At 59.5% G+C, this 25,399-nt stretch carries 22 protein-coding genes and 2 pseudogenes; 10 read left to right on the top strand and 14 right to left on the bottom strand.

The window, feature by feature from the left end; all coding sequences use genetic code 11:
* The first annotated feature begins 135 nt into the window (after nt 1-135).
* Genes pqqC through HK44_RS24950 form a run of 4 tightly spaced genes read left to right on the top strand, consistent with a single transcriptional unit; the run spans nt 136 to nt 4,105 of the window.
* Nucleotides 136-888, top strand: a complete 753-nt coding sequence (gene pqqC, locus HK44_RS24965; protein WP_019693948.1) for a pyrroloquinoline-quinone synthase PqqC — start codon at nt 136-138, stop codon at nt 886-888.
* The gene (gene pqqD / locus HK44_RS24960) at nt 885-1,160 is read left to right on the top strand and encodes a pyrroloquinoline quinone biosynthesis peptide chaperone PqqD (RefSeq protein WP_019693949.1); all 276 of its coding nucleotides are present in this window, start codon (nt 885-887) and stop codon (nt 1,158-1,160) included. Before pqqC ends, pqqD begins: the two co-directional genes overlap by 4 nt.
* Nucleotides 1,132-2,307: a pyrroloquinoline quinone biosynthesis protein PqqE gene (gene pqqE, locus HK44_RS24955; RefSeq protein ID WP_024265164.1), complete on the top strand. Its 1,176-nt coding sequence runs from the start codon at nt 1,132-1,134 to the stop codon at nt 2,305-2,307. The genes pqqD and pqqE overlap by 29 nt, the downstream gene beginning before the upstream one ends.
* Nucleotides 2,273-4,105 (top strand): S9 family peptidase, encoded by a 1,833-nt coding sequence (locus HK44_RS24950; RefSeq protein ID WP_024265163.1) that lies wholly within the window; start codon nt 2,273-2,275, stop codon nt 4,103-4,105. The genes pqqE and HK44_RS24950 overlap by 35 nt, the downstream gene beginning before the upstream one ends.
* Nucleotides 4,106-4,186: 81 nt before the next feature.
* On the opposite strand, the gene HK44_RS24945 is transcribed toward HK44_RS24950, so the two are convergent.
* From HK44_RS24945 to HK44_RS24930, 4 genes are all read right to left on the bottom strand, one after another.
* A complete protein-coding gene (locus HK44_RS24945) occupies nt 4,187-4,507 on the bottom strand; it encodes a helix-turn-helix domain-containing protein (protein ID WP_019693952.1) in 321 nt (106 codons plus the stop codon).
* The gene (locus tag HK44_RS24940; protein WP_024265162.1) at nt 4,500-4,856 is read right to left on the bottom strand and encodes a type II toxin-antitoxin system RelE/ParE family toxin; all 357 of its coding nucleotides are present in this window, start codon (nt 4,854-4,856) and stop codon (nt 4,500-4,502) included. Before HK44_RS24940 ends, HK44_RS24945 begins: the two co-directional genes overlap by 8 nt.
* A 254-nt stretch (nt 4,857-5,110) precedes the next feature.
* Nucleotides 5,111-6,388, bottom strand: a complete 1,278-nt coding sequence (locus HK44_RS24935) for an aspartate aminotransferase family protein (RefSeq protein ID WP_019693954.1) — start codon at nt 6,386-6,388, stop codon at nt 5,111-5,113.
* Nucleotides 6,385-7,083: an MOSC domain-containing protein gene (locus HK44_RS24930; protein WP_019693955.1), complete on the bottom strand. Its 699-nt coding sequence runs from the start codon at nt 7,081-7,083 to the stop codon at nt 6,385-6,387. The genes HK44_RS24935 and HK44_RS24930 overlap by 4 nt, the downstream gene beginning before the upstream one ends.
* Nucleotides 7,084-7,184: 101 nt before the next feature.
* On the opposite strand from HK44_RS24930, the gene HK44_RS24925 reads away from it, so the two are divergent.
* Complete coding sequence (locus HK44_RS24925) at nt 7,185-8,114, top strand: LysR family transcriptional regulator (RefSeq protein WP_019693956.1); 930 nt, start codon at nt 7,185-7,187, stop codon at nt 8,112-8,114.
* Between the two features lie 240 nt (nt 8,115-8,354).
* Here the strand turns inward: HK44_RS24925 and HK44_RS24920 are convergent, their stop codons facing one another.
* From HK44_RS24920 to bioB, 9 genes are all read right to left on the bottom strand, one after another.
* On the bottom strand, nt 8,355-10,133 hold the full coding sequence (locus tag HK44_RS24920) for an acyl-CoA dehydrogenase C-terminal domain-containing protein (protein WP_019693957.1): 1,779 nt from the start codon (nt 10,131-10,133) through the stop codon (nt 8,355-8,357).
* A gap of 333 nt (nt 10,134-10,466) precedes the next feature.
* Nucleotides 10,467-11,756, bottom strand: a complete 1,290-nt coding sequence (locus tag HK44_RS24915; protein WP_019693958.1) for a GGDEF domain-containing protein — start codon at nt 11,754-11,756, stop codon at nt 10,467-10,469.
* Between the two features lie 221 nt (nt 11,757-11,977).
* On the bottom strand, nt 11,978-13,783 hold the full coding sequence (locus HK44_RS24910) for a phenylacyl-CoA dehydrogenase (RefSeq protein ID WP_019693959.1): 1,806 nt from the start codon (nt 13,781-13,783) through the stop codon (nt 11,978-11,980).
* A 277-nt stretch (nt 13,784-14,060) separates the two neighbouring features.
* Nucleotides 14,061-14,357 (bottom strand): hypothetical protein, encoded by a 297-nt coding sequence (locus HK44_RS24905; RefSeq protein WP_019693960.1) that lies wholly within the window; start codon nt 14,355-14,357, stop codon nt 14,061-14,063.
* A gap of 107 nt (nt 14,358-14,464) precedes the next feature.
* On the bottom strand, nt 14,465-15,145 hold the full coding sequence (gene bioD / locus HK44_RS24900; RefSeq protein ID WP_019693961.1) for a dethiobiotin synthase: 681 nt from the start codon (nt 15,143-15,145) through the stop codon (nt 14,465-14,467).
* Nucleotides 15,142-15,954 (bottom strand): malonyl-ACP O-methyltransferase BioC, encoded by an 813-nt coding sequence (gene bioC, locus HK44_RS24895; protein WP_019693962.1) that lies wholly within the window; start codon nt 15,952-15,954, stop codon nt 15,142-15,144. The genes bioD and bioC overlap by 4 nt, the downstream gene beginning before the upstream one ends.
* Nucleotides 15,947-16,678 carry an alpha/beta fold hydrolase gene (locus HK44_RS24890; protein ID WP_019693963.1) on the bottom strand — a complete coding sequence of 244 codons (732 nt, stop codon included), beginning with the start codon at nt 16,676-16,678 and terminating at the stop codon, nt 15,947-15,949. Before HK44_RS24890 ends, bioC begins: the two co-directional genes overlap by 8 nt.
* Complete coding sequence (bioF, locus tag HK44_RS24885; RefSeq protein ID WP_019693964.1) at nt 16,671-17,849, bottom strand: 8-amino-7-oxononanoate synthase; 1,179 nt, start codon at nt 17,847-17,849, stop codon at nt 16,671-16,673. Before bioF ends, HK44_RS24890 begins: the two co-directional genes overlap by 8 nt.
* Nucleotides 17,850-18,035: 186 nt before the next feature.
* Entirely contained in the window at nt 18,036-19,091 is a 1,056-nt protein-coding gene (bioB, locus tag HK44_RS24880; protein WP_019693965.1) for a biotin synthase BioB, read from the bottom strand.
* A gap of 90 nt (nt 19,092-19,181) precedes the next feature.
* Here bioB and HK44_RS24875 point away from each other — a divergent pair, with 90 nt between their 5' ends.
* The 4 genes and pseudogenes from HK44_RS24875 (at nt 19,182) to HK44_RS24860 (ending at nt 23,918) form a co-directional block, all read left to right on the top strand.
* Nucleotides 19,182-19,928: a ComF family protein gene (locus tag HK44_RS24875; protein WP_019693966.1), complete on the top strand. Its 747-nt coding sequence runs from the start codon at nt 19,182-19,184 to the stop codon at nt 19,926-19,928.
* A gap of 60 nt (nt 19,929-19,988) precedes the next feature.
* Complete coding sequence (locus tag HK44_RS24870; RefSeq protein ID WP_019693967.1) at nt 19,989-20,753, top strand: TOBE domain-containing protein; 765 nt, start codon at nt 19,989-19,991, stop codon at nt 20,751-20,753.
* A 107-nt stretch (nt 20,754-20,860) separates the two neighbouring features.
* Nucleotides 20,861-22,761, top strand: a pseudogene (locus HK44_RS24865) (PhoX family protein).
* Between the two features lie 133 nt (nt 22,762-22,894).
* A pseudogene (locus tag HK44_RS24860) lies at nt 22,895-23,918 on the top strand (IS110 family transposase).
* A 9-nt stretch (nt 23,919-23,927) separates the two neighbouring features.
* Here the strand turns inward: HK44_RS24860 and HK44_RS30225 are convergent.
* Nucleotides 23,928-24,059, bottom strand: a complete 132-nt coding sequence (locus HK44_RS30225; RefSeq protein WP_024265161.1) for a hypothetical protein — start codon at nt 24,057-24,059, stop codon at nt 23,928-23,930.
* A gap of 238 nt (nt 24,060-24,297) precedes the next feature.
* On the opposite strand from HK44_RS30225, the gene HK44_RS24855 reads away from it, so the two are divergent.
* Complete coding sequence (locus HK44_RS24855; RefSeq protein ID WP_019693968.1) at nt 24,298-25,272, top strand: serine/threonine protein kinase; 975 nt, start codon at nt 24,298-24,300, stop codon at nt 25,270-25,272.
* The last annotated feature ends 127 nt before the right edge of the window (nt 25,273-25,399 follow it).

Below are 25,399 nucleotides of genomic sequence, written 5' to 3'. Positions count from 1 at the left end.
GCAAGCCTTGCTCCTACGAGACCTTTGGCGAGCGCGCAAATGGCGTGCGACGCAATACTGTAGGAACAAGGCTTGCTCGCGATGAGGCCAGAGCAAACACCACAGAATCCAACGGTTATTCCCCGGAGAACCGAAATGACTGACACACCACTCTCCCCTGCCGAGTTCGAACAGGCGCTTCGGGCGAAGGGCGCCTACTACCACATCCATCACCCGTATCACGTGGCGATGTATGAAGGCCGGGCGACTCGCGAGCAAATCCAGGGCTGGGTCGCCAACCGCTTCTACTATCAAGTGAATATCCCGCTCAAGGACGCTGCCATTCTGGCCAACTGCCCGGACCGTGAAGTCCGTCGCGAGTGGATTCAACGCCTGCTCGACCACGACGGCGCGCCCGGTGAAGACGGTGGCATCGAAGCCTGGTTGCGTCTCGGCCAAGCCGTTGGCCTGGACCCGGAGCAACTGCGTTCCCAGGAATTGGTGTTGCCCGGCGTGCGTTTCGCAGTGGATGCCTACGTCAACTTCGCCCGTCGGGCCAGTTGGCAGGAAGCCGCCAGCAGCTCGCTGACCGAACTGTTCGCGCCGCAAATCCACCAGTCACGCCTGGACAGTTGGCCGCAGCATTACCCGTGGATCGATCCGGCCGGTTATGAGTATTTCCGCACGCGGCTGGGTCAGGCGCGGCGTGATGTCGAGCACGGTCTGGCGATCACCCTGCAGCACTACACCACGTACGAAGGCCAGCAGCGCATGCTGGAAATTCTCCAGTTCAAACTGGACATCCTTTGGAGCATGCTCGATGCCATGAGCATGGCTTATGAACTGAACCGCCCGCCTTATCACAGCGTGACCGCGCAACGGGTCTGGCATAAAGGGATCGCCTTATGAGTTTCGACCGCAGCAAGACCCCAAGCTGGCGTCCCGGCTACCGCTTCCAGTACGAACCGGCGCAAAAAGGCCATGTGCTGCTGTACCCGGAAGGCATGATCAAGCTCAACGAAAGCGCCGCGCTGATTGGTGGTCTGATCGACGGTGAGCGTGACGTCGCGGCGATCATTGCCGAACTGGATGCCCAGTTTCCCGGCGTACCCGAGCTCGTTGACGACATCGAGCAATTCATGGAGGTCGCCCGTGCAGAGCACTGGATCGAGCTTGCCTGAATCAGCGGCCCCGCCATTGCCGCCCAAACCCGAAATTGGCCTGCCGCTGTGGCTGCTCGCCGAGCTGACCTACCGCTGCCCGCTGCAATGTCCCTACTGCTCGAACCCGCTGGATTTCGCCGAACAAGGCAAAGAGCTCAGCACCGAGCAGTGGCTCAAGGTGTTTCGCGAGGCGCGGGAAATGGGCGCGGCGCAGTTGGGCTTCTCTGGCGGTGAGCCCTTGGTGCGTCAGGATCTTGCAGAGCTGATCGCCGAGGCCCGCAAACTGGGCTTCTACACCAACCTGATCACCTCGGGGATTGGCCTCACCGAGCAGAAAATCAGCGACTTCAAGAAGGCCGGTCTCGATCACATCCAGATCAGTTTCCAGGCCAGCGATGAACAGGTGAACAACCTGCTGGCCGGTTCGAAAAAAGCCTTCGCGCAGAAGCTCGAAATGGCCCGTGCAGTGAAAGCGCACGGCTACCCGATGGTGCTGAACTTCGTCACCCATCGGCACAACATCGACAAGATCGACCGCATCATCGAGCTGTGCATTGCCCTGGAAGCCGACTTCGTCGAGCTCGCCACCTGCCAGTTCTACGGCTGGGCCCAGCTCAACCGCGTCGGTTTGCTCCCGACCAAGGAACAGCTGGTACGCGCCGAGCGCATCACCAACAAATATCGCGCCAAACTCGAAGCCGAAGGTCACCCGTGCAAGCTGATCTTCGTTACCCCGGACTACTATGAAGAACGCCCCAAAGCCTGCATGAACGGCTGGGGCAGCATCTTCCTCACCGTGACCCCGGACGGCACCGCCCTGCCGTGTCACGGCGCGCGACAGTTGCCGGTGCAATTTCCAAACGTTCGCGATCACAGCATGCAGCACATCTGGTACGACTCGTTCGGCTTCAACCGCTTCCGCGGTTACGACTGGATGCCCGAGCCGTGCCGCTCCTGCGACGAGAAAGAAAAGGACTTCGGCGGCTGCCGTTGCCAGGCCTTCATGCTCACGGGTGACGCGAGCAACGCCGACCCGGTGTGCAGCAAGTCAGAACATCACGGCGTGATCCTCAAGGCCCGCGAAGAAGCCGAGCACGCTACCCAGACCATCGAACAATTGGCCTTTCGCAATGAACGAAACTCACGCCTCATCGTTAAAAGCTGAACCCTTGAGCGCCCTCAAAGCCGTAGCGGCCGGTGTCGATTTCACTGACTTGTGCGTCGGCGCTCAGGGTGTGTTCTGGAATGAGTACCGCCCCGAAGATGGCGCCTGCCGAATCTGGCACTGGCGCGAAAACACCGCCCATTGCCTGACCCCGCCGGGGTTCAGCGCGCGCAGTCGGGTCTATGAATACGGTGGCGGATCGTTTTGCTTGAGCGATGATGGCGTGGTCTTCGTCAACGAGACAGATCAGCAGCTGTATCGGCAATCGTTGGTAGGCGAAATACCTCAAGCGCTGACCTCGGGTGAATGCCGTTACGGCGATCTGCAATTTGCCGGCGGGCAGGTACTCGCCGTCGAAGAGCAAGGCAATCAGCATCGCCTGGTGGCCATCGATCCGGCAGACGGTAAACGTCAGCTGTTGGTTGAAGGCGCAGACTTCTATTCGGCGCCAACCTTGAGTCCAGATGCCAGGCGGTTGGCCTGGATCGAATGGAGCCGGCCGCATCAACCCTGGACCGCGACCCGCTTGATGGTCGCCGAACGCGACACCAACGGCGCTTTCGGCCAGCCGCGCTGCGTAGCGGGTGATGCGTCTGAAGAGTCCTTGCAACAGCCTCGCTTCGATGATGCCGGCCGCCTGTATTGCCTGACCGATCGCGCCGGATTCTGGCAGCCGTGGGTCGAAACCGATTCAGGTCTGCAGCCGCTGCCCAGCAGCGACGCCGATCATGCTCCGGCGCCGTGGCAGCTTGGCGGTTGCACTTGGTTGCCGCTTGGCGAAAAGAATTACCTGGCGAGCTGGACCGTGGAGGGTTTCGGACGCTTGGGGCTGTGCGCTGGCAATTCCACCGAGGATTTCACCGGCGACTACAGTCGCTTCCGAAATCTGGCGCTGGATCAGGAATCTGTCTACTGCATCGTGGCTTCGCCGGTCAGCCCTTCTGCGGTGATTGCCATCAACCGCAAAAGCCATCAAGTCCGGGTGCTGGCGGGCGGAGTAGCACCGCTGCCCGCCGAGCACATCAGCCAGCCACAAACACTGCGCTACCCAAGCGGTGCCGGCGAGGCCCACGGTTTCTTTTATCCGGCCATGACCGATGTCGCCAAACCACCGTTGCTGGTGTTTATTCATGGCGGGCCAACGTCGGCGTGCTACCCGATGCTCGATCCGCGAATCCAGTACTGGACACAACGGGGCTTCGCGGTCGCCGACCTCAACTATCGCGGCAGTAGCGGCTACGGTCGCGCCTATCGGCAGGCGCTACACCTGAGCTGGGGCGACGTGGATGTCGAAGACGCCTGCGCCGTGGTCGCCTACCTCGCCGGACAAGGTTTGATCGACGACGATCACGCGTTCATTCGCGGTGGCAGTGCCGGCGGTTACACCACACTCTGCGCGCTGGCATTTCGGGACGTCTTCACCGCGGGCGCCAGTTTGTATGGCGTCAGCGACCCGGCTGCCCTGGGCCGCAGCACCCACAAGTTTGAAGGTGACTATCTGGACTGGCTGATCGGCGATCCGCAGCAGGACTCCGAGCGCTACGTCGCCCGTACACCGCTGCTGCACGCGAGTGAAATCCGCGTGCCGGTAATCTTCTTCCAAGGCGAACTCGACGCTGTAGTGGTGCCGCAACAGACCCGCGATATGCTCAAGGCCCTGCAAGACAATGGTATTCCCGCCCAGGCCCATTACTACCCGGACGAGCGCCACGGCTTTCGCAAGGCCCACAATCAGGCCCATGTGCTGGAGCAGGAGTGGCTGTTTTATCGCGCGGTGATGGAGCAGAAGAACGCGTGATCGGTGACAGGAATCGGAGCAGCTTGAAAAGATCGCAGCCACTGGGGCGGCGATCCAGCTTCTCAGCGCTTGCGGATCATCTCAGGCCAGTATTTCCAGCCCGTGCTTCTGCACGATGCTCAGCAGCTTCAATGCCATGCCACTGGGGTGCTTGTCGCCCGCTTCCCACTGTTTGACGGTAGAAGCACTGGTATTCAAATATCGGGCGAACACCGGTTGGCTGACATTGTTACGCTCGCGCAGTTGCTTGATCTGCTCGGCGGGAATCGCCTCTGGCACCTGTGCCAGGCATGACTCATCGAACTGGCGCATGGTGGTCTTGCTGATAGCGCCGATCGACAACAATGCAGTAGCCGAGTCGTGAACCGACTCAAGGGCTTCACTCTTGAACTTCTTACTCATGATGTACCTCCACAAACTCCCTCATATCCAGCAGTTGCTGGACCTGTGTGTCACTCAACCTCTCGTAGGCTTTGGCCAACTCTCGAAAGGCAGCCAACTCCGTTTGGCTGATGTTGCTCTGGTCTTTCTTGGCAAACAGAAACTGGTAAACCCAGTACCGTCCTCCCTTGGCCAGAACAATCGAACGGTGACGGTTTTCGCTCAAGCGCTTTTTCCAAACGCCGCCTCCCAGACTGTCTGCCTGCCCTTTAAGCAACTCGCGGAACGCTGACCTGAGCTCGTCATCGCCGATCCAGGCTTTGCCTGCCTGGACGGTAAAACGCTTGGTCTTGAACAGCCTGATCGTCATGGACATCCCTTCCCATTACCATACCACCCAGTGGTATACACTTACAAACCAAGCCATCCGCAGTATCAATGCGTGATGGCATCGGCAGTCCTCGCCGACTCCGTAAAAAAGCCATTGTTCTGGCAATCACTCAAGCACTGAGTAGGGTTTGGAAAATCGCTGAGACAAAAAAACGCCCCATGCCAAAAGAGTCAGGCATGGGGCGCTGCGTTATACCGCGAGACGGTTAGGGAATTAGAGAAGTGCTGGTCTGTTCAGACCGCGATGCCTTTGCGGCATTGGAGTTGGGCCGTGCGCACCCGGGAGAAAGCTCGAGCCAGGCGCAGGAGCATTTCGTCGATATTGGCCTTGCTGACTGTCAGCGCCGGCGTAAACCGCAGGCAATCGGGTTTCGGGGCGCTTAACAGCAAACCTTCGTACAGCGCCGCATTCAACACGGCGTCAGCCGAATCGTCACTCAGTGTCAGCCCCCAGAGCAGCCCCTGGCCACGCAGTTCACCGTGCCCGTAACGGTTGGCCAATCGGCTCAACCCTTTGCGCAGGTGTTGGGCGCTATCGCGAACCTGTTCGAGGAAGCCGTGATCCAGCACGCTGTCCAGAACCGCCAGCGCCGCCGAGGCCATCAACGCGTTGCCATGATGGGTGCCATCCAGTTCGCCCGACTCGAGGCAGCAGGCTTTACCGCGCGCCAGAAGCGCCGCCACCGGCACCCCGCCACCCAGCCCTTTGCCCAGCACGACAATGTCGGCACGCACGCCGTAAAACTGTTCGGCAAGCACACTGCCGCAACGGCCAATCCCTGTTTGCACTTCGTCGAGTATCAGCAGGATCCCCAACTCACGGCATAGGCGCTCGACACCTTTGAGGTAATGCTCAGTCGCCGGAACCACCCCGGCGGCGCTTTGGATCGGTTCAAGCAGGATGGCGACGGTCTGCGCATCTACTGTCGCATGTAATGCTGGCAGGTCATTGAACGGAACGTGGCTGAAACCCGGAAGCTGCGGCTCAAAGCGATTGTTCTGACAGTCCGACGCGGACATGGCTGCGAAACCATGACCATGGCAGCTACCGCTGGCGGTGATGATTCGCGAAGCGCCGCCACGATGCAGTTGCCCCCACTTACGCGCCAGCTTGATCGCCGCTTCGCAAGCTTCACTGCCACTGTTGAGCAGGTAAACCTGGTCGCTGCCGGTACTGGCGCACAACCGCTCGGCCAGATTGAGTTGGCCGCGGTTAAGCAGACCCGAACCCGGATTGATCAGTGTTTGCGCTTGAGCAGCGATGGCTTTGACCAGCACCGACGGGCTGTGGCCGAGGCTGTTGGCCGCGCCACCTTGGGTGAAATCCAGATACGCGCGGTCGTCACTGTCCCAGAGCCAGGAACCCTGGCCGCGAACAAAAATGTGCTGGGGTCGCTCGACACTGGGCATCAGGCACTCGCTGGAAAGGTTGTCGTGCCTGGAAGGCCGAAAATGCTCCACCACCAGATCATCCAGGCTCGGCTGTTGGCGATGCAGGCTGAACAGGTTCATGCGCGCATTCCTTCAAGCGGCGAGCCCAGCAGACGCGAAGACCAATCCTCGACGCGCCCGGTACGCAAGCGTTTGAGTGCAATATCACGCCAGCGCGAAGACAGCGCCGGGCAGTCGACGAGTTTTTTCAAACCGGCATGCTCAAGCGGCTCCCGATAAAAACAGCGCAACGCCCAGGCCACAGTCAGGCCGGGGTAGCTGCGCTGGATCAGCTCGAACGGCTGATCGGCGCTAATGAAACCGGGTTTTAGAACGCGATAGAACCAGCCACAGCGTCCCGTGTCCTGGGCCAGTTGCGGCAAAATCGGCACGTCCCAGCGATGGCTCAACCGATAACACGGCGAGCGCGGTTGGCTGACCTGCAACAACGCACCGCCCCAGCGAAACATATCGCCGAGGCACACCTGCTCTTCAGTCAGGCCAAGGGTTGAAAGGTTTTCACCGAAGGCCGGCGCGTTCCAGTCGATCTGTGGATAAAGATTGCGCCAGTAAGCGTAGTGCTCGGCCGGGTAATGATGCAGGGCGCGTTCGGGGCCGGTATGAAAACGCGGATCACCGTGCTCATCGCTGCCCAGGCCTTGCGGCCACAACCAGAGTCGATTGGCAATCCGCTGTTTGTCGGTATCGCTGATCAAACCCTGCCCGAGATTTTTTGCCTTGCCTATGTAAACACCATCAACGTAAACGGTATTCATCGCGCTTTCTGGCCCTGTAAGCCTTGTGAATACGGTTAGACTAGGCTTCTGTCAGGCGCTGAGCCATTTCGATTTTCCAGCTTTTTCGATAAGAATTACTTATGGATTTTAAGCAACTGCGTTATTTCGTCGCGGTGTATGAAGAAGGCCATGTCGGACGGGCCGCCGAACGCCTGTCGATCTCCCAGCCAGCGTTGTCGCAACAGATCCGCCAACTGGAACAAAACCTCGACGTGGGCCTGTTCGAACGCAGCAGTAAACGTCTGCTGCCCACTCTGGCCGCGCATACTTTGTACAACCACGCCCTGCCGTTGCTCGACGGTCTGCAGCGTGCGCGCGAGGCGTTGGGCAACTTCAAGGGTCAGGCATTGCGCACTTTGGCCATCGGTGTGCTGCAAACCGTTCACACCAGCCTGGTACCCAAAATGCTGGAGCGTGTGCGCACGGCGCAACCGCACCTGGTGGTACAGATCTATGAACTCACGGGGCTGGAAATCGAACGTCGATTGCTCAATGGCTCACTCGACATCGGCATCAGCTATCTGCCGCCACGCCAACCCGGGCTGCATGGCGTTTTGCTGTATGAAGATGAACTGACCCTGGTGATTCCTGCCGATCATCCGTTGCGTGAATTCAAGAAAGTCTCCATGAGTCAGGCAGCGGAGTTGCCGATGCTGTTGCTGGGGGAAGAGTTTCAGGTCCGGCAGATCTGGCAGGGGCAATTGGCCAATCTCGGACGCCGCCCGCAAGTTCAGGCGGAACTGAACAACATGGCGGGGATCCTCGACAGTTTGCCCCACACCAGACTGGCCACTGTCCTGCCCGGTCGCTCGCAGCAGGAACATGGAAACAAGGCACTCTTGTGGAAACCCTTGAGTGAGCCGCGGGTCCCCCTGAAAGTAGGATTGGTCTGTCGAGACGTCCAACGTCAGCAAGCGACACTGGAGTTGCTGCGCAACCTGCTGGAAGACGTGATGAACGCCCCGGCCGGGCGGATGACGAGCCCGACGGTACTCGATGTTCAGGGCTGAACAACGGCAAAAACATAAACCGCAGACAAAAGAAAACCCCGCCGAAGCGGGGCTTTGCAGACTGTTTCCCTGACATCCATTTCACTCCGCCATCCTGGCAGAATCCTACGTGTCCGTGTTATTGCTTTGCGCTTCCTGCGCGACGTCCATGTGAAGTAGATTAGCTCTGGATCCAATTTTGGAACAGGGGGAAAACAGCAGCACGTCACGTAAGCAAATGCTTACATGGCGTTACACTTCTCAGAATTGCGCCGCATCCAACAGGAACAGCGACTCACTACCGGCCTTGACCGAAGCGCTCAGCGAATGAATCCGTGGCAGCAGGCGAGCGAAGTAAAAACGCGCAGTGCCCAGTTTGCTGGCATAGAAGTCGTCCTGCGCCTCTTTGCCAAAGGCTGCCTTGGCCATCAGCGCCCACATGTAGGCGTAGGACACATAGCCAAACACTTGCAGATACTCGACCGAGGCTGCGCCGATTTCGTTCGGGTTATTTTTCACACGGTCCAACAGCCAGGCGGTCAGTTCGTCCAGCGTTTCGACCGCGTCGTTCAACGGCTGGGTGAACTCGGCCAGATCAGCGCTCGCGGTGGCGGTGAAATGACGAATCTCATCAGCAAACAACTTGTAGTACGCCCCGCCGCTGCCGACGATCTTGCGCCCGACCAGGTCAAGCGCCTGAATGCCGTTGGTGCCTTCGTAGATCTGGGTGATCCGCACGTCACGCACCAGTTGCTCCTGGCCCCACTCACGAATGTAGCCGTGGCCGCCGAAGACCTGCTGGCCGTGAACGGTGGTTTCCAGGCCCAGATCCGTGAGGAATGCCTTGGCGACCGGCGTCAGCAAGGCCGCCAGGTCTTCAGCGCGTTTGCGGGTGGTCACGTCTTCGCTGAACTTGGCGGTATCCAGTTGCATGGCCACGTAGGTTGAGAATGCACGACCGCCCTCGTTCGAGGCCTTCATGGTCAACAGCATGCGACGTACGTCCGGGTGAACGATGATCGGGTCGGCGACCTTGTCTTTGTTCTGCGCACCCGTCGGCGAACGGCTTTGCAGGCGATCACGGGCGTATTCAACCGCGTTCTGGTAAGAGCGCTCACCGCTGGCCAGGCCCTGGATACCAACGCCCAGACGCTCGTAGTTCATCATGGTGAACATGGCCGCCAGGCCTTTGTTCGGCTCACCCACAAGGTAACCCACGGCTTCGTCGAAATTCATCACGCAGGTAGCAGATGCCTGGATACCCATTTTGTGTTCGATCGAACCGCAGTTAGCCGGGTTACGCGCGCCGAGACTGCCGTCGGCGTTGACCATGAACTTCGGAACCAGGAACAGCGAAATACCTTTCGGACCTGCAGGGGCATCCGGCAGTTTGGCCAGCACCAGGTGAATGATGTTTTCGGTCAGGTCGTGTTCACCGCCGGTGATGAAGATCTTGGTTCCGCTGACTTTGTAGGAACCGTCCGCTTGCGGTTCAGCCTTGGTACGGATAATCCCCAGGTCAGTCCCCGCATGCGGTTCGGTCAGGCACATGGAGCCTGCCCAGACACCGGCGTACATATTTGGCAGGTAAGCAGCTTTCAGTTCTTCGCTGGCGTGAGCGTTGATCGACAGGCAAGCCCCGGCAGTCAGCATCGGGTACAGACCGAATGACAGGCTGGCGGAGTTGACCATTTCTTCGACCTGAGCCGAAACCGCTTTCGGCATGCCCATACCACCGTAGGACGGATCACCACCGACGCCAACCCAACCGCCTTCTGCATAGGTCTGATAAGCCTGTGGGAAACCAGCTGGCGTGGTGACGGCGCCGTCGCTCCAGTGGCAGCCTTCTTCGTCGGCGGCACGGCTCAGCGGTGCGATGCTTTTGCTGGTGACTTTGCCGGCTTCCTCAAGGATTGCCTCGACGGTCTCGGCATCGACGGTGTCGGCCAGGGCGGGCAGTTCAGCCCACAGTTTGGCAACCTCGAAAACTTCATTGAGGACGAAGCGCATATCGCGCAGGGGCGCTTTGTAGTCAGCCATGGCAAACCTCGTGAGAACTTGAAAAGTGATTCGTAGGATCGGGTTTCAGCAAGGTATTGAGTGTACCCGAACAACTTTTACGACACATAGGGTCATCTCGTGACCTATTTGTAATTTTTAGTCATCAGAAAAAAGATCGCAGCCTGCGGCAACTCCTACAGGTCCATCTGTATTGTAGGAGCTGTCGCAGCTGCGATCTTTCAGAGGCAGCACTGTCGCGCAGGGAGAGACTTGTACTCGAGCTGGTCGTTTCTCCGTCAGCAGATCATCCAAACCTACTGCTGCAAATCGCCCGAACAATCACCGTCCAGACGTTGAGTGCGCGCTCATCACTCAACCCGCAACGCCATCCATACGCACCGCACCACGGCGGCTTTGCCCGAATGCCATCACGCAGTTTCGCCCCTCGCCCTTGGCGCTGTAGAGCGCCTGGTCAGCGGATTTCAGGACTTCTTCCGGGGTCCGCTGTTCCAGTCGCTCGGCGACGCCGATACTCACCGTGACCGATACGCTTGAGGCGCCAGAGCCCGCACGGCGCTGCCGACCTTGCTGATCGTCTTGCGGACGGCTGTCCTGATTGCGCAACTGAATGTTGTAGGTGGCAATCGACTCACGGATGACTTCCAGGTGCGGCATGCACTCTTCAAGCGTCTTGGCGGCGAACACCAAGGCGAATTCCTCGCCCCCGTAACGATACGCCCGGCCACCGCCGCCGATTTTCGACAACTTGCTGGCGACCAGCCGCAACACCTGGTCGCCGACATCGTGCCCGTGGGTGTCGTTGAATTTCTTGAAGTGGTCGACGTCGCTCATCGCCAACACATAGTTGCGGCCCAGGCGCTGCATGCGCTCATTCAAGGCGCGGCGCCCCGGCAGGCCGGTCAGCTCATCGCGAAAAGCCATTTGATAGGCTTCGTGGGCGACCGCCGTGGCAATCATCAACATCACCTGGCTGCACATGATGTTCAGGGTAAACGGCAGGATGAAGGTCTTGGGCAACATCCAGAACAGCCCGAGCAAGCCCACCAGTTGCGCGGCATGTAGCGGCCGTGGGTTACGCCAGTATTGATACGCCAACAACACAAAGGACGCGAAGAACACCGGATACGACAACTGGATCAAACTCATCCAGGCACCATGGAGGGCCGGCCAGCGTATTTCCGACAGCCACATCAACAACGTCTGTGGGTAACTTTGCTCCAACCCCAGTGCAACGCTGCCGAACACCAGCAGTACGGCGAAGCGCGCGACCATGTCCTGAAACAGATGGGTGCGCTCCTGCCAGGCAGCAAACAGCCCGTACAGCAAAGGCAGCAGCAAACAGCAGAGATGGAAAACCACCGCCGCGTCGTCACGAACCTTGCCGTAATCACGGTAGTAATCGGTTTGGGTGTCGAGCAGGAAGTAGGTGATGTACACCGTGACCATCAGAAACAGTTCACGTTGGCGTCGGTAAACCGCGCAGTACGAGCCGCCGAGCAACAGCACCAGAGTCGGCAGCACGTTGAACAGTGAGGTGAAAAAGACGTTGAGATCCTTGACGTAGGCAGCTGCGAGCCCCGCAAGCAACAACAGTAATGAGGGTAAAAAGTGACTGAGACGTACAGCGCAAGAACGCGGCAAGGGTAGAGCTCCGGCCCGGCAAATCAATAGATGGCATTGTGCCTGCATTCCTGGCATTTAAGCACATGCAATGTGACGTACATCACACCGCACACTCTTTAACGGCAACAAAAGCGTTCTACTTAGCGTTTTAGTCGGGAATATTTTCAGCCGTTTGCAGCGGGCAGAAAAAAGCCGCTGCTCCCGAAGAAGCAGCGGCTGTTTGAAGCGCTCCGCGGGACTTAGTAACCCAGTGCGAAGTCTTCTTCTTTCATGTCCATCAGGTTGTTAGCGCCCGACAGCATGGTTGCAGCGTGAGTGCGGGTACGCGGCAGGATGCGCTGGAAGTAGAAGCGCGCTGTCTGCAGCTTGGCGGTGTAGAACGCCTCTTCGGTGGTGCCGGCAGCCAGTTTCTCGGCAGCCAGGCGCGCCATGTCAGCCCAGAAGTAGGCCAGGCAGGCGTAACCGGAGTACATCAGGTAGTCCACCGACGCGGCACCGACTTCCTCGCGGTCTTTCATCGCGGCCATACCGACCTTCATGGTCAGTTCGCCCCATTCCTTGTTCAGTGCAGCCAATGGCTCGACGAACTCTTTGACCGCTTCGTTGCCCTCGTTGGTCTGGCAGAACTTGTGGACGATCTTGGTGAAGCCTTTCAGAGCCTCGCCTTGAGTCATCAGCACTTTACGGCCCAGCAAGTCGAGCGCCTGGATACCGGTGGTGCCTTCGTACAGCATCGAAATACGGCTGTCGCGAACGTTCTGCTCCATGCCCCACTCGGCGATGAAGCCGTGGCCGCCGTAGATTTGCACACCGTGGTTAGCGGATTCAAAGCCGACTTCAGTCATGAAGGCTTTGGCGATCGGCGTCATGAACGCCAGCAGTGCATCGGCTTTCTTCTTCTCTTCCTCATCCACGCCGTACTTGACGATGTCGACCTGCTTGGCCGTGAAGTAAACCATCGCACGGTTGCCTTCGGCGAATGCCTTCATGGTCAACAGCATACGACGTACGTCAGGGTGAACGATGATCGGGTCAGCGGCTTTGTCTGGCGCTTTCGGGCCAGTCAGGGAACGCATTTGCAAACGATCGCGAGCGTATTTCAGACCGCCCTGGAAGCCGATTTCGGCGTGAGCCAGACCTTGCAGAGCCGTACCCAGGCGTGCGGTGTTCATAAAGGTGAACATGCAGTTCAGGCCTTTGTTCGCCGGGCCGATCAGAAAACCGGTGGCCGCGTCGAAGTTCATCACGCAGGTGGCGTTACCGTGGATGCCCATTTTGTGTTCCAGGGAACCACAGGTCACGGCGTTGCGCGCACCGATGCTGCCGTCAGCGTTCGGCAGGAATTTTGGAACGATGAACAGCGAAATGCCTTTGGTGCCAGCAGGTGCATCCGGCAGGCGAGCCAGAACGATGTGGACGATGTTGTCGGCCATGTCGTGCTCACCGGCCGAGATGAAGATCTTGGTGCCGGAAACTTTGTAGGAACCATCAGCCTGAGGCTCGGCCTTGGTGCGCAGCATGCCGAGGTCGGTGCCGCAGTGCGGTTCGGTCAGGCACATGGTGCCGGTCCATTCGCCGGACACCAGTTTGGTCAGGTAAGCCTCTTGCTGCTCAGGCGTACCGTGTTCGGAAATGGTGTTCATCGCGCCATGAGACAGGCCTGGGTACATGCCCCACGACCAGTTGGCCTCGCCGACCATTTCGCTCACAGCCAGACCCAGAGACTCCGGCAGACCTTGGCCACCGTGTGCTACGTCGTGAGCCAGGCTTGGCCAGCCACCTTCGACGAATTGTTTGTAGGCTTCCTTGAAGCCAGTCGGGGTCTTAACGCCGGACTCGCTCCAGGTGCAGCCTTCGGTGTCACCCACACGGTTCAGCGGAGCCAGCACCTGCTCACAAAACTTGGCGCCTTCCTCGAGAATGGCGTCAACCATGTCCGGGGTAGCGTCCTGGCAAGCCGGAAGGCTCTGATAGTGCGCTTCGTAGCCGAGCAGTTCGTCACGAACGAAGCGAATATCACGCAAGGGGGCCTTGTAGTCAGGCATAGCGATAAACCTCTGCTGATGTAACCGGGAATGAACGACCGAAATGATGTGTTGTGACGGTCAAACAGTTGTTTGAAACATACGTTTACGCCGAAATCTTGTCAAGCGTCGATCTTTTTCCGTTCGTCATGACCCACATGAATAGCGCGCACGCAAAGGACCGCAGCCGGTGCGCAAGGCAACAAGCCGTGTTGGAAAGATTAGTTGAACGAGAAGGACATGCCTGTCAGAACGCCGCGCCTGGAGCGGCGTTCAGGTAAATAGGTTCAGCGAGGGATCAAGCGAAAGTATCGATCAACGTACCAAGCATTTCGTCAGCAGCCTTGGCGACTTTGACGCCCAGTTCTGCCTGGGTCTTGCCTTGGGACATATCGACCATATTACTGGCCAGATTCGATTGCTGGCTGCGATCGACCGAACGCAATCGGTCGATCTGAGCGTCGGAGGACTGGCTGGAGGCCGAACGATCGACTGTGGTGCCGGCGATCTGGCTGGCGGCTTGATCAACACGGTTCTGCCCAGCCTGAATGGAACTCAGACCAGCATAAAACGCGGTGTTTCCCGAAATGTCCATGGAGCAACTCCATCCTGCACAGGATAAACAGCGCTCATTGAACCAGAGACACCCACAAAAGGCCCGACAAAAACACTAATGGCACAGTGCCTTGCCATAGGCAAAACCTAGTCGAGCAAATCCAGCTGAAGATACTCCGCCACTGCTTCTGCCGTGACCAGCTTGAGTTTCGGCACCCGCCCCAGACACGGTGCCGGCAGCCGTTCTGCCAGCGTGGCGAGGTTCTCTTCCAGCCGCGACGTCTTGGGGTCAATGATGTTGGCCACCCAACCCGCCAGTTGCAAACCGTCCCGGGCAATTGCCTCAGCTGCCAGTAACGCGTGATTGATGCAGCCCAGACGCACGCCAACCACCAGAATCACCGGCAAACCCAGCGCCACTGCCAGATCCGAGAGATTGTCCTGATCAGCCAACGGCACCCGCCAGCCGCCCGCACCTTCGATCAAGGTGAAATCGGCCTGTTTGTCCACTATGTGCCGCATCGGCGCCAGCAACGACTGGACCGTCAGCGCGAAACCCGCCTCACGTGCAGCCAGATGCGGTGCGATGGCCGGTTCGAAGGCCACCGGATTGACCTCGGCATAAGTCAGCGGCAACGAACATTGCGCCAACAGCGCCAACGCGTCGGCATTGCGCAACCCTTTGGGCGTCACCTCGCAGCCAGACGCCACGGGTTTCCCGGCCGCGGTGCTCAACCCCGCCAGCCGCGCGGCGTGTAACAGGCCGGCGGCAATAGTGGTCTTGCCGACGTCGGTATCGGTACCGGTGATGAAATAGGCTGCGCTCATAGTGGTTTCTCCAACACGGCGTAAACCACCTGATAAGTCGCGGGCAGCCCTTGCGCCTGACGAAACTGCTCATAGGCGTCGATCAACCCCATGATCCGCGCCCGACCTGTCAGCCCGCCCGGCCGACCAGGATTGAGATTATGCGCGCCCAAAGCCTTGAGTTCGTGAGTCAGGCTACGCACATCCGGGTAATACAGCACGTGCGGGCAACTTTGCAGACTGATCACGTTCAAGCCGCTGGCCGCACACAGCTGTTGATACGTGCTGAACTCGCGGAAGCGATTGACGTGCACCAGGCCATCGACTTGGCGCCAACTGTCGCGCAATTCATGGAGCGTCCCCACGCAGAGACTGGCAAACGCCAATACACCGCCAGGTTTCAGAACCCGATAAGCCTCGCTCAGCACCGCCCTGAAATCAGCGCACCACTGTACTGCAAGGCTGGAGAACACCAAGTCGCAGCTCGCGCTCTGCAACGGCAAGCGCTCGGCATCGCCGGCAATGAAATGTGTCGCGCCACCCAAGGGTCGTGCGTGCTTGAGCATGCCTTGGGCGATATCCAGCGCCAAGCCTTCGCTGGCATCGAATCGCTCACCCAGCGCACGGCTGAAATACCCTGTGCCACAGCCCAGATCCAGCCAGCGAGCGGGCGTTCGATCAGTAGGCAAACGCCCCAGCAATTCACTGCCGACAGCCCGTTGCAATTCGGCAACGCTGTCATAGCTGGCCGCTGCACGGGAAAAGGATGCCGCGACCTGACGCTTGTCGGGCAAGCCTCCGGGCAGGTTGGGAAGGGCTAAATCAGTCATCGCCGGACTCATGCAAAAAGGCCTGGATGGCCCCCGCCACACCGTGGGGGTCTTCCAGAAGAAACGCGTGACTGGCCTGTTCAATCAGACCAATTTCGACATCGGGGAGTAACGCCAGCAGCTCACCGGCGGCTTCGGCCGGAACCAACCCGTCAAGCCCGGCGAACAAATGCAGCTGCGGACCTCGAAAGGCCTGCAAGGCTTGCCGATTGTCCAGTTGTGCGAGCACTTCCAACCCGCTCATCAACTGCGCCTGCGGAGTATTCGGCGCCCCCGCCAGTAACCGTCGCGACAACCCGCGCGGGTCTTCGGCCCCCTGGGCGCAGAGCAGGCTGAAGCGCTTGAGGGTCATGCGCGGGTCCGCGCTGCACCCAGCCAGAAACGCATCGAAGGTCTCGCCCGGCATGGCGCTCGACCACTCGGCATGCGCCACAAACGAAGGGTTACTCGCCAGCGTCAGCAAGCCGCAGCAACGCTCGCCACGTCTAGCCGCAAGCTCTGAGGCGAGCATCCCGCCGAGCGACCAGCCGCCGAGCCAGGCATCTTTTGGCAGGGTCGTATCCAGTTCGTCGAGCCATTCATCGAGGTCGCTCGACTCCAGTTCCGGCAGCGGTTCGATCTCGACGCGCAGGTGTTCGTCCAACCCCTGCAAGGCTGCAGCCAAAGGCTCCAGCGGTGAGATGCCGAGCCCCCAACCGGGCAACAGAATCAGACGATCACGCATGGTTCGGCTCCGCTCCCAGTTGCTGAAGACAATCGGCCAGACCTTCTAACAATAGCTGGACCTGCGCTTCGCTGTGCGCCGCTGTCAGGGTCACGCGCAAACGTGCGCTGCCGGCTGGCACGGTGGGTGGGCGGATCGCGGTCACCATCAGCCCGCGCTGACGCAGCATCTGCGAAAAAAGCACTGCGCGTCCGGCGTCGCCGATCATGATCGGCTGGATCGGCGTAGCGCTGTCCATCAACTCCAGACCCATCTGCTCGGCGCCCTTTCGAAATTGGCGGATCAGCACGTTCAAGTGCTCGCGTCGCCAATGTTCGCTGCGCAGCAACTCAAGACTTTTCAAGGTCGCGCACGCCAGGGCCGGGGGCTGACTGGTGGTGTAAATGTACGGTCGGGCGAACTGGATCAGGCTTTCGATCAGGTCATCGCTGCCCGCGACAAACGCGCCCGCGGTGCCGAACGCTTTACCCAAGGTACCAACCAATACCGGCACATCCTCCAGACTCAAACCGAAGTGCTCGACGATCCCGCCGCCATTGGCGCCCAAGGGACCAAAGCCGTGGGCATCATCGACCATCAGCCAGGCGCCTTTGGCCTTGGCCTCGCGAGCCAGCGCAGGCAGGTCGGCAATGTCGCCGTCCATGCTGAACACCCCGTCGGTCACCACCAGCGTATCGCCGGTGGCCTTCTCCAGACGTTTGGCCAGGCTGACCGCGTCATTGTGCAAATAGCGATTGAAGCGCGCCCCCGACAACAACCCGGCATCCAGCAATGACGCATGATTGAGTCGGTCTTCAAGCACGGTATCGCCCTGTCCGACCAACGCGGTGACCGCGCCCAGGTTAGCCATGTAACCGGTGGTAAACAGCAACGCGCGCGGGCGCCCCGTCAGATCGGCCAAGGCTTCTTCGAGCGCATGATGCGGACTGCTATGGCCGATCACCAGGTGCGAAGCACCGCCACCGACACCCCAGCGGGCAGCGCCGGCACGCCAGGCTTCGATCACTTGCGGATGATTGGCCAGGCCCAGGTAGTCGTTATTACAGAACGCCAGCAATGGCTGGCCATCGACCACCACTTGCGGACCTTGTGGGGTCTCCAGCAAGGGACGCTGGCGATAGAGGTTTTCGGCACGACGGGCAGCAAGGCGTGCGGCGAGATCAAAAGACATGCAGGCCTCGAAGGGTCAGAATTCGGAAGCGATGTCGCATTACCTTGTGGGAGCGAGCCGGCTCCGGGCGGCGATCCGACGATGAGGTCATAACATTCAACATTGATGCTGGCTGTTACAGCCCAATCGCGAGCAGGCTCGCTCCCACAGTGTTTTTGCATTCCTTCAGAAGGATCGGTGGAGACGTCAAACAGCGGCGTTGTAGAACTGTTCGCTGCTTTTCTGCTCGACCAGCGCTTGCTCGATCGCTGCCTGATGCACTTCGTCGGCGTGCTCTTCGCGGGCTTCCGGCAGGATCCCCAAGCGCCCGAACAGTTGCATGTCCTTGTCGGCCTGCGGGTTGGCGGTGGTCAGCAGTTTATCGCCGTAGAAAATCGAGTTGGCACCGGCGAAGAACGCCAGGGCCTGCATCTGCTCGTTCATGGCTTCGCGGCCGGCGGACAGGCGCACGTGGGATTGCGGCATCAGAATACGGGCGACGGCGAGCATGCGAATGAAGTCGAACGGGTCGATGTCGTCGGCATTTTCCAGCGGCGTACCGGCGACTTTCACCAGCATGTTGATCGGCACCGACTCCGGGTGCTCCGGCAGGTTGGCCAGCTGGATCAGCAGGTTCGCGCGGTCGTCGAGGGACTCGCCCATGCCGAGAATACCACCCGAGCAGATTTTCATCCCCGAATCACGTACATACGCCAGGGTTTGCAGGCGTTCGCTGTAAGTACGGGTGGTGATGATGCTGGCGTAGAACTCCGGCGAGGTATCAAGGTTGTGGTTGTAGTAATCGAGGCCGGCTTCGGCCAGGGCTACGGTCTGGTCCTGATCGAGACGGCCGAGGGTCATGCAGGTTTCCAGGCCCATGGCCTTCACGCCTTTGACCATCTCCAGCACGTACGGCATGTCTTTGGCCGATGGATGCTTCCAGGCGGCGCCCATGCAGAAACGCGTCGAACCGATGGCCTTGGCGCGAGCAGCCTCTTCGAGGACTTTCTGCACTTCCATCAGTTTTTCTTTTTCCAGGCCGGTGTTGTAGTGACCGGACTGCGGACAATATTTGCAATCTTCCGGGCAAGCACCGGTTTTGATCGACAGCAGAGTCGACACCTGGACGCGATTGGCGTCGAAGTGCGCGCGGTGCACCGTCTGCGCCTGGAACAACAGGTCGTTGAATGGCTGAACGAAGAGTGCTTTGACTTCGGCCAAAGACCAGTCATGACGCAGGTTTGCAGTGGTGCTGGCGCTCATGGGCGTTTCCTTGTTTATGCTTGGCAAGCGGCTGTGGAACGGAATATCCACAGACGCGACACGGATGTTCGGCATATTTAAGGAAGAGCTATGCGCTGTCAACCACGATACGTAGGACAAGTCTACATCTGGTTAAACAATAAACAACTTTGCGTGCTTTGCGATGAACGGTCCGACACCCTTCAACCGATTTGCACGCCCTGCGAAACCGAGCTGCCCTGGCTCGGCGATCATTGCCAGGTCTGTGCCCTGCCCTTGCCCGCAGCTGGCCTCACCTGTGGCCAGTGTTTGAAAGACCCACCAGCCTTCGAGCACGTCATCGCCCCCTGGACCTATAGCTTTCCGCTCGACAGTTTGATCACTCGTTTCAAGCATGCGGCAAAGTGGCCGTACGGTCGCTTGCTTGCCGAACTTCTTGCTCAATCCCTGCAACATCACTTCGATGAAGGCCTCAAGCGGCCCGACGCTTTGGTGCCGGTGCCCCTGGCCCGCAAACGGCTGCGTGAGCGAGGTTACAACCAGGCGGCAATGCTCGCCCGCTGGCTCAGCGACAGCCTGGGGATCAGCTGCGATGAGAACCTGCTGTCACGACCCCAGGACACCACCGCGCAACAGAATCTGGACGCCAAGGCGCGCAAACAGAATTTGCTCAGGGCCTTCGCATTGAAGCCGAATGCACAGATCAAGGGGCGCCACCTGGCGTTGGTCGACGACGTGCTGACCACCGGCGCCACCGCGCAAAGCCTGGCACGCTTGCTGATCGGGGCGGGGGCGGGGGCGGCACGGGTCGACGTTTATTGCCTGGCGCGCACGCCAAAACCCGGGGAGCTGACTTGACTCTCACGCGCCAAGCCGCCAACGTCCGAATCCATCACTACCCGCTCGCAGCCCCTTGCCATGTCCTTGCCTACTTTGTTGTCCCAACACATCGTCCGTCGTCCGCAGCGCATCGCCTTGCTGCAACACATCGCCGAACAAGGCTCGATTACCCGCGCCGCGAAAAGCGCCGGGATGAGCTACAAAGCGGCGTGGGATGCGATCGACGAGTTGAACAATCTGGCGCAGAAACCGCTGGTGGAACGCAGCGTCGGCGGCAAGGGCGGTGGTGGCGCAAAACTGTCCAGCGAAGGTGAACGGGTGCTGCGGCTCTATCAGCGCTTGCAAGCCTTACAGGCACAGGTACTGGAAGCTGCCGAAGACACCAGTGACCTCGACTTGCTCGGGCGCCTGATGCTCAGGACCAGCGCGCGCAATCAGCTGCATGGCACCGTCGCCGCCATCGACACTTACGGTCATAACGATTTGATCAGCCTGGAACTGGCTGCCGGGTTGACCATTCAGGCTCAGATCACCCACGACAGCACCCTGCGTCTGGAACTGGAAACGGGTACTGATGTGGTGGCGTTGATCAAGGCTGGCTGGCTCGATTTACTCGCTGCCGAGCAACCCGCAACACCCGGACACAATTGTCTGAAAGGCACTGTCGAGGAGATTCTCGACGCCGAAGATGGCCCCAGTGAAGTTCGAATTACCCTGCCCAACGGTCAGACGTTATGCGCCCTGGCCGAGCCGCTGCACCTCAAAACCCTGGGTTTGAGCGCCAAAAAGGCCGTTCAGGTGCAGTTCTCGCCCTCCAACGTTTTGCTCGGCACACCGATCTGACTCAGGCCTGTTGCTACGGATTGCCAGTGTTCCTCAGCCGCGTAACTGCAACATTTGTGTCATAGACGCTCCCTAAGGTGGCTGCAAAAACCAGCAGGGAGCCTGATGTGAGCCTATTAGAAGAAAACCAAGCCACCGACCTCGAAAAAATCGTCGGCCTCAGTCGTCGTAGTTTTATCAGCGCTGGCGCCCTCTGCGGTGCGGCGATGTTCCTCGGTGGCAACCTGCTGAGCCGTAGCGTTCTGGCCGCCAGTGTCAGCGCAGCTTCGAGCAAGTTGCTGGGCTTCGACAGCATTGCAACCGCCACCAGCGACACCATCACCCTGCCGCCCGGTTACAGCTCTTCGGTGTTGATCAGCTGGGGCCAGCCACTGCACAAGAACGGACCGGCCTTTGACCCGAGTGGCAATGGCAGCGCCCAGGCCCAGGAAGTCCAGTTCGGCGACAACAACGACGGCATGAGTCTGTTCGCTTTCCCCGGCGACGACCATCGCGCACTGATGGCAATCAACAACGAATACACCAACTATCGCTACCTCTATCCTCACGGCGGCATGCCGCAGTCAGCCGAAGAAGTGCGCAAAGCGGTGGCCTGCGAAGGCGTGTCGGTAATCGAAGTGCAGCGTAAAAATGGCCACTGGCAATTCGTTCAGGGCTCGCACTACAACCGCCGAATCCACGGCAATGCGCCGCTGCAGTTGAGCGGCCCGGCTGCTGGCCATGAGCTGATGAAAACCAGTGCCGACAAGGCCGGCAAGAATGTGCTCGGAACCTTCCAGAACTGCGCCAATGGCAAGACGCCGTGGGGCACTTATCTGACTTGTGAAGAGAACTTCACTGACTGTTTTGGCAGCAGCAATCCCGAGCACAAGTTCGATGCCGCACAAAAGCGCTATGGCGCATCGATCGCCAGTAAAGAGATCAACTGGCATCAGCACGACCCGCGTTTTGACCTGGCGAAAAACCCCAACGAACTCAACCGTCACGGCTGGGTGGTGGAAATCGACCCGTTCGACCCGCAATCGACCCCGGTCAAGCGCACCGCCCTGGGCCGTTTCAAACACGAAAACGCCGCCCTGGCCGAGACCCACGACGGTCGTGCGGTGGTGTACATGGGCGACGATGAGCGCGGCGAGTTCATCTACAAATTCGTCAGCCGCGACAAGATCAATCACACCCCCCCAAAGCCAACCATGACCTGCTGGACCACGGCACGTTGTACGTCGCACGTTTCGATGCCGGCGACAGCAACCCCGACCATCCAAAAGGTCAGGGCCAGTGGATCGAACTGACTCACGGCAAGAATGGTATCGATGCCGGCAGCGGTTTTGCCGATCAGGCCGAGGTGCTGATTCACGCGCGCCTGGCCGCCAGCGTCGTCGGCGCCACGCGCATGGACCGCCCGGAGTGGATCGTGGTCAGCCCGCAAGACGGCCAGGTCTATTGCACCCTGACCAACAACGCCAAGCGTGGCGAAGACGGGCAACCGGTGGGCGGGCCAAACCCACGGGAGAAAAACGTCTACGGGCAAATCTTGCGCTGGCGCACTGATCACGACGACCACGCATCGCTGACATTTGCCTGGGATCTGTTCGTGGTGGCGGGCAACCCGAGCATACACGCCGGCACACCGAAAGCCGGCTCGTCGAACATCACGCCACACAACATGTTCAACAGCCCGGATGGTTTGGGCTTCGACAAGGCCGGTCGCCTGTGGATTCTCAGCGACGGGGACTACAACAACGCCGGCGACTTCGCCGGCATGGGCAACAATCAGATGCTCTGTGCTGATCCTGCGACCGGTGAAATCCGCCGCTTCATGGTTGGCCCGGTAGGCTGTGAAGTGACCGGCATCAGCTTTTCGCCGGACCAGAAGACCTTGTTTGTCGGCATTCAGCATCCGGGGGAAAACGGTGGGTCGACCTTCCCCGAGCATGTGCCGAACGGTAAACCGCGCTCCTCGGTGATGGCGATTACCCGGGAAGATGGCGGGATCGTCGGCGCCTGATCGGGCCCCATCGCGAGCAGGCTCGCTCCCACCGGGTTACGTGTTCACAGATCCAATAATGAAATGGCTACCCCCGCCGCCCCCTGTGATCGCCCACTAAGCTTTCGCAGGGGGCTCATCGGAGACCGTTGCCATGAACAAAGTAGCTATTGCCGCCATCGATCTGGGAAAACACTCTTTCCATCTACACGCGCAAGATGATCGTGGTCATGAGTTACCGCAAAAAGTTTACTCGTGCGGCGCTCATGCAGCACCTGATGAATCTCGAACCCTGCACCGTTGTGATGGAAGCCTGCGGCGGAGCCCACTTCATGGCGCAGGAGGTCGCGAAGCTGGGACATACGCCCAAGCTCATTGCCCCGCATCTCGTACGCCCTTACGTGAAAAGCAACAAAAACGACTTCGCTGATGCCGAGGCGATCTGCGAGGCGGCGACTCGTCCAACAATGCGCTTTGTACACCCCAAAACCCAGGCTCAGCAGCTGCTGGCCATGCTCAACTCGACACGCGATTCGTTCATCAAAGAGCGCACCGCGACCGTCAATCGGATTCACGCAGCGCTTTTGGAGGTCGGCGTCAGTCTGGCCACAGGCTTCAAGCCCATCAAAGAACTGCCCGCTCGGCTTGAAGCGAGTTCAATTCCTGTGCCCATCAAAAAACTTCTGACGAGGTTGCAGGAGCACTTCACCTATCTGGATGGGCAGATCAAGACGCTGGACAAGGAAGTGGAATGCCAGGCCGCCGAAGATGATCTGGCGGCTCGTTTGATGACCATGCCCTGCGTAGGCCCGATCACCTCCAGCGTCCTGGCTGCCGAATTGGGCGATGGCAAGCAGTTCAAATGCGGCCGAGGCTATTCGGCCTCAATCGGGCTGATACCCAAACCAGCATTCTACGGGCGGCAAGACCGTCCTGCTGGGCATCAGCAAGCGAGGTGATCGCAACCAGCGGCGCCTGCTTGTCCAATGTGCCCGTGTTTACCTGATGCAACTGGACCGACAGAAAGGCTGGCTGGCGGACTGGGTCCGGCAGCTATTGGCCCACCATCACTCCAACCATGTGGTCTGCGCGCTGGCCAACAAGCTGGCGAGGATCGCCTGGGCGATTGCGGCCCACACACCGAATTCGATGCAGGGCCAGCCGCGATGAACGCCTGACCCTGCTTGTCACCCGAGCACCACCACCTGGTTTTGCGATGCTGGATAACTGATGACCGTGAACGGCCAACCGGCCTGACGACAACCCTGAGCTCCCACCACGCTGAAAGGGCCGTTCGAATAATTAGGATCGTCGGGCATCGATTCTCATCGAGGCGCGGGTTGCCACCCCCACACAGACGCCGGATAGATGAAAGCAAGCCAAACACGCATCAAAAACAGTATTGCAGAAAAGGGGGTAACCATAGATGTGGGAGCGAGCCTGCTCGCGATGGCGTCAGCAAGATCAACACTCATCTCAAGCCCAACCACTAAAGACGTCCCTTCTGCGCTACCATGTTTGGCCGGACGCGGCAGCCTGCTGCGCGCAGGAGTCAGCATGTCTCACCCGTTTGAAACACTTACCCCCGATCTGGTGCTCGACGCCGTAGAAAGCATCGGCTTTCTCAGCGACGCCCGTGTCCTTGCGCTCAACAGCTATGAAAACCGTGTCTATCAGGTTGGCATTGAAGATGGCGAGCCACTGATAGCCAAGTTCTACCGTCCGCAACGCTGGACCAACGCCGCCATTCTTGAAGAGCACCGCTTCACCTTCGAACTCGCCGAGTGCGAGGTGCCAGTGGTTGCGCCGTTGATTCACAACGGTGAAAGCCTGCACGAACACGCCGGTTTCCGCTTCACCCTGTTCCCGCGCCGAGGCGGCCGTGCGCCAGAGCCGGGCAATCTCGATCAGCTCTACCGTTTGGGGCAATTGCTTGGTCGCTTGCACGCAGTGGGTGCCACCCGCCCCTTCGAACACCGCGAAGCGCTGGGCGTCAAAAACTTCGGCCATGATTCTCTGACCACCTTGCTTGAAGGCAACTTCATACCGCGCAGTTTGCTGCCCGCCTACGAGTCGGTCGCCCGCGACCTGCTCAAGCGCGTGGAAGAAGTCTACAAAGACACGCCGCACCAGAACATCCGCATGCACGGTGATTGCCACCCCGGCAACATGATGTGCCGTGACGAGATGTTCCACATCGTCGACCTCGACGACTGTCGCATGGGGCCAGCGGTGCAGGACCTGTGGATGATGCTCGCCGGTGATCGTCAGGAATGTCTTGGCCAATTGTCGGAACTGATGGACGGCTACAGTGAGTTCCACGACTTCAACCCGCGTGAATTGGCGCTGATCGAGCCACTGCGTGCCCTGCGCCTGATGCACTACAGCGCGTGGCTGGCCCGTCGTTGGGATGACCCGGCGTTTCCCCACAGCTTTCCGTGGTTTGGCACCGAACGTTATTGGGGCGACCAGGTGCTGGCATTGCGTGAACAACTGGCGGCGCTCAACGAAGAACCGTTGAAGCTCTTTTGATTCACCACTGTCCCCTTGTGGGAGCGAGCCGGCTCCGGGCGGCTCGCTCCCACAGGATTTGGTGTTCACAAATGCTCTACCCATTCAGATACGACATCCGCTGAAAAATCTCCTTACAATCCCCCCT

Origin of the sequence: Pseudomonas fluorescens HK44, from assembly GCF_000217955.3 — a bacterium.
Taxonomy (GTDB): Bacteria; Pseudomonadota; Gammaproteobacteria; order Pseudomonadales; family Pseudomonadaceae; genus Aquipseudomonas; species Aquipseudomonas fluorescens_AQ.
This window is presented reverse-complemented; position numbering and strand designations above follow the sequence as displayed.

Coding starts and splice junctions, on each gene's coding strand:
- HK44_RS24940 (WP_024265162.1), bottom strand. CDS start 4,856: ATGACGATCAGGCTGTTCAAGACCAAGCGTTTTACCGTCCAGGCAGGC.
- HK44_RS24910 (WP_019693959.1), bottom strand. CDS start 13,783: ATGCCTGACTACAAGGCCCCCTTGCGTGATATTCGCTTCGTTCGTGAC.
- HK44_RS24950 (WP_024265163.1), top strand. CDS start 2,273: ATGAACGAAACTCACGCCTCATCGTTAAAAGCTGAACCCTTGAGCGCC.
- HK44_RS24905 (WP_019693960.1), bottom strand. CDS start 14,357: ATGGACATTTCGGGAAACACCGCGTTTTATGCTGGTCTGAGTTCCATT.
- HK44_RS24920 (WP_019693957.1), bottom strand. CDS start 10,133: ATGGCTGACTACAAAGCGCCCCTGCGCGATATGCGCTTCGTCCTCAAT.
- HK44_RS24875 (WP_019693966.1), top strand. CDS start 19,182: ATGCGCTGTCAACCACGATACGTAGGACAAGTCTACATCTGGTTAAAC.
- bioB (WP_019693965.1), bottom strand. CDS start 19,091: ATGAGCGCCAGCACCACTGCAAACCTGCGTCATGACTGGTCTTTGGCC.
- HK44_RS30225 (WP_024265161.1), bottom strand. CDS start 24,059: ATGCCCGACGATCCTAATTATTCGAACGGCCCTTTCAGCGTGGTGGGA.
- bioC (WP_019693962.1), bottom strand. CDS start 15,954: ATGACTGATTTAGCCCTTCCCAACCTGCCCGGAGGCTTGCCCGACAAG.
- HK44_RS24930 (WP_019693955.1), bottom strand. CDS start 7,083: ATGAATACCGTTTACGTTGATGGTGTTTACATAGGCAAGGCAAAAAAT.
- HK44_RS24855 (WP_019693968.1), top strand. CDS start 24,298: ATGTCTCACCCGTTTGAAACACTTACCCCCGATCTGGTGCTCGACGCC.
- HK44_RS24935 (WP_019693954.1), bottom strand. CDS start 6,388: ATGAACCTGTTCAGCCTGCATCGCCAACAGCCGAGCCTGGATGATCTG.
- HK44_RS24890 (WP_019693963.1), bottom strand. CDS start 16,678: ATGCGTGATCGTCTGATTCTGTTGCCCGGTTGGGGGCTCGGCATCTCA.
- HK44_RS24945 (WP_019693952.1), bottom strand. CDS start 4,507: ATGAGTAAGAAGTTCAAGAGTGAAGCCCTTGAGTCGGTTCACGACTCG.
- pqqD (WP_019693949.1), top strand. CDS start 885: ATGAGTTTCGACCGCAGCAAGACCCCAAGCTGGCGTCCCGGCTACCGC.
- HK44_RS24870 (WP_019693967.1), top strand. CDS start 19,989: ATGTCCTTGCCTACTTTGTTGTCCCAACACATCGTCCGTCGTCCGCAG.
- bioD (WP_019693961.1), bottom strand. CDS start 15,145: ATGAGCGCAGCCTATTTCATCACCGGTACCGATACCGACGTCGGCAAG.
- bioF (WP_019693964.1), bottom strand. CDS start 17,849: ATGTCTTTTGATCTCGCCGCACGCCTTGCTGCCCGTCGTGCCGAAAAC.
- pqqC (WP_019693948.1), top strand. CDS start 136: ATGACTGACACACCACTCTCCCCTGCCGAGTTCGAACAGGCGCTTCGG.
- HK44_RS24925 (WP_019693956.1), top strand. CDS start 7,185: ATGGATTTTAAGCAACTGCGTTATTTCGTCGCGGTGTATGAAGAAGGC.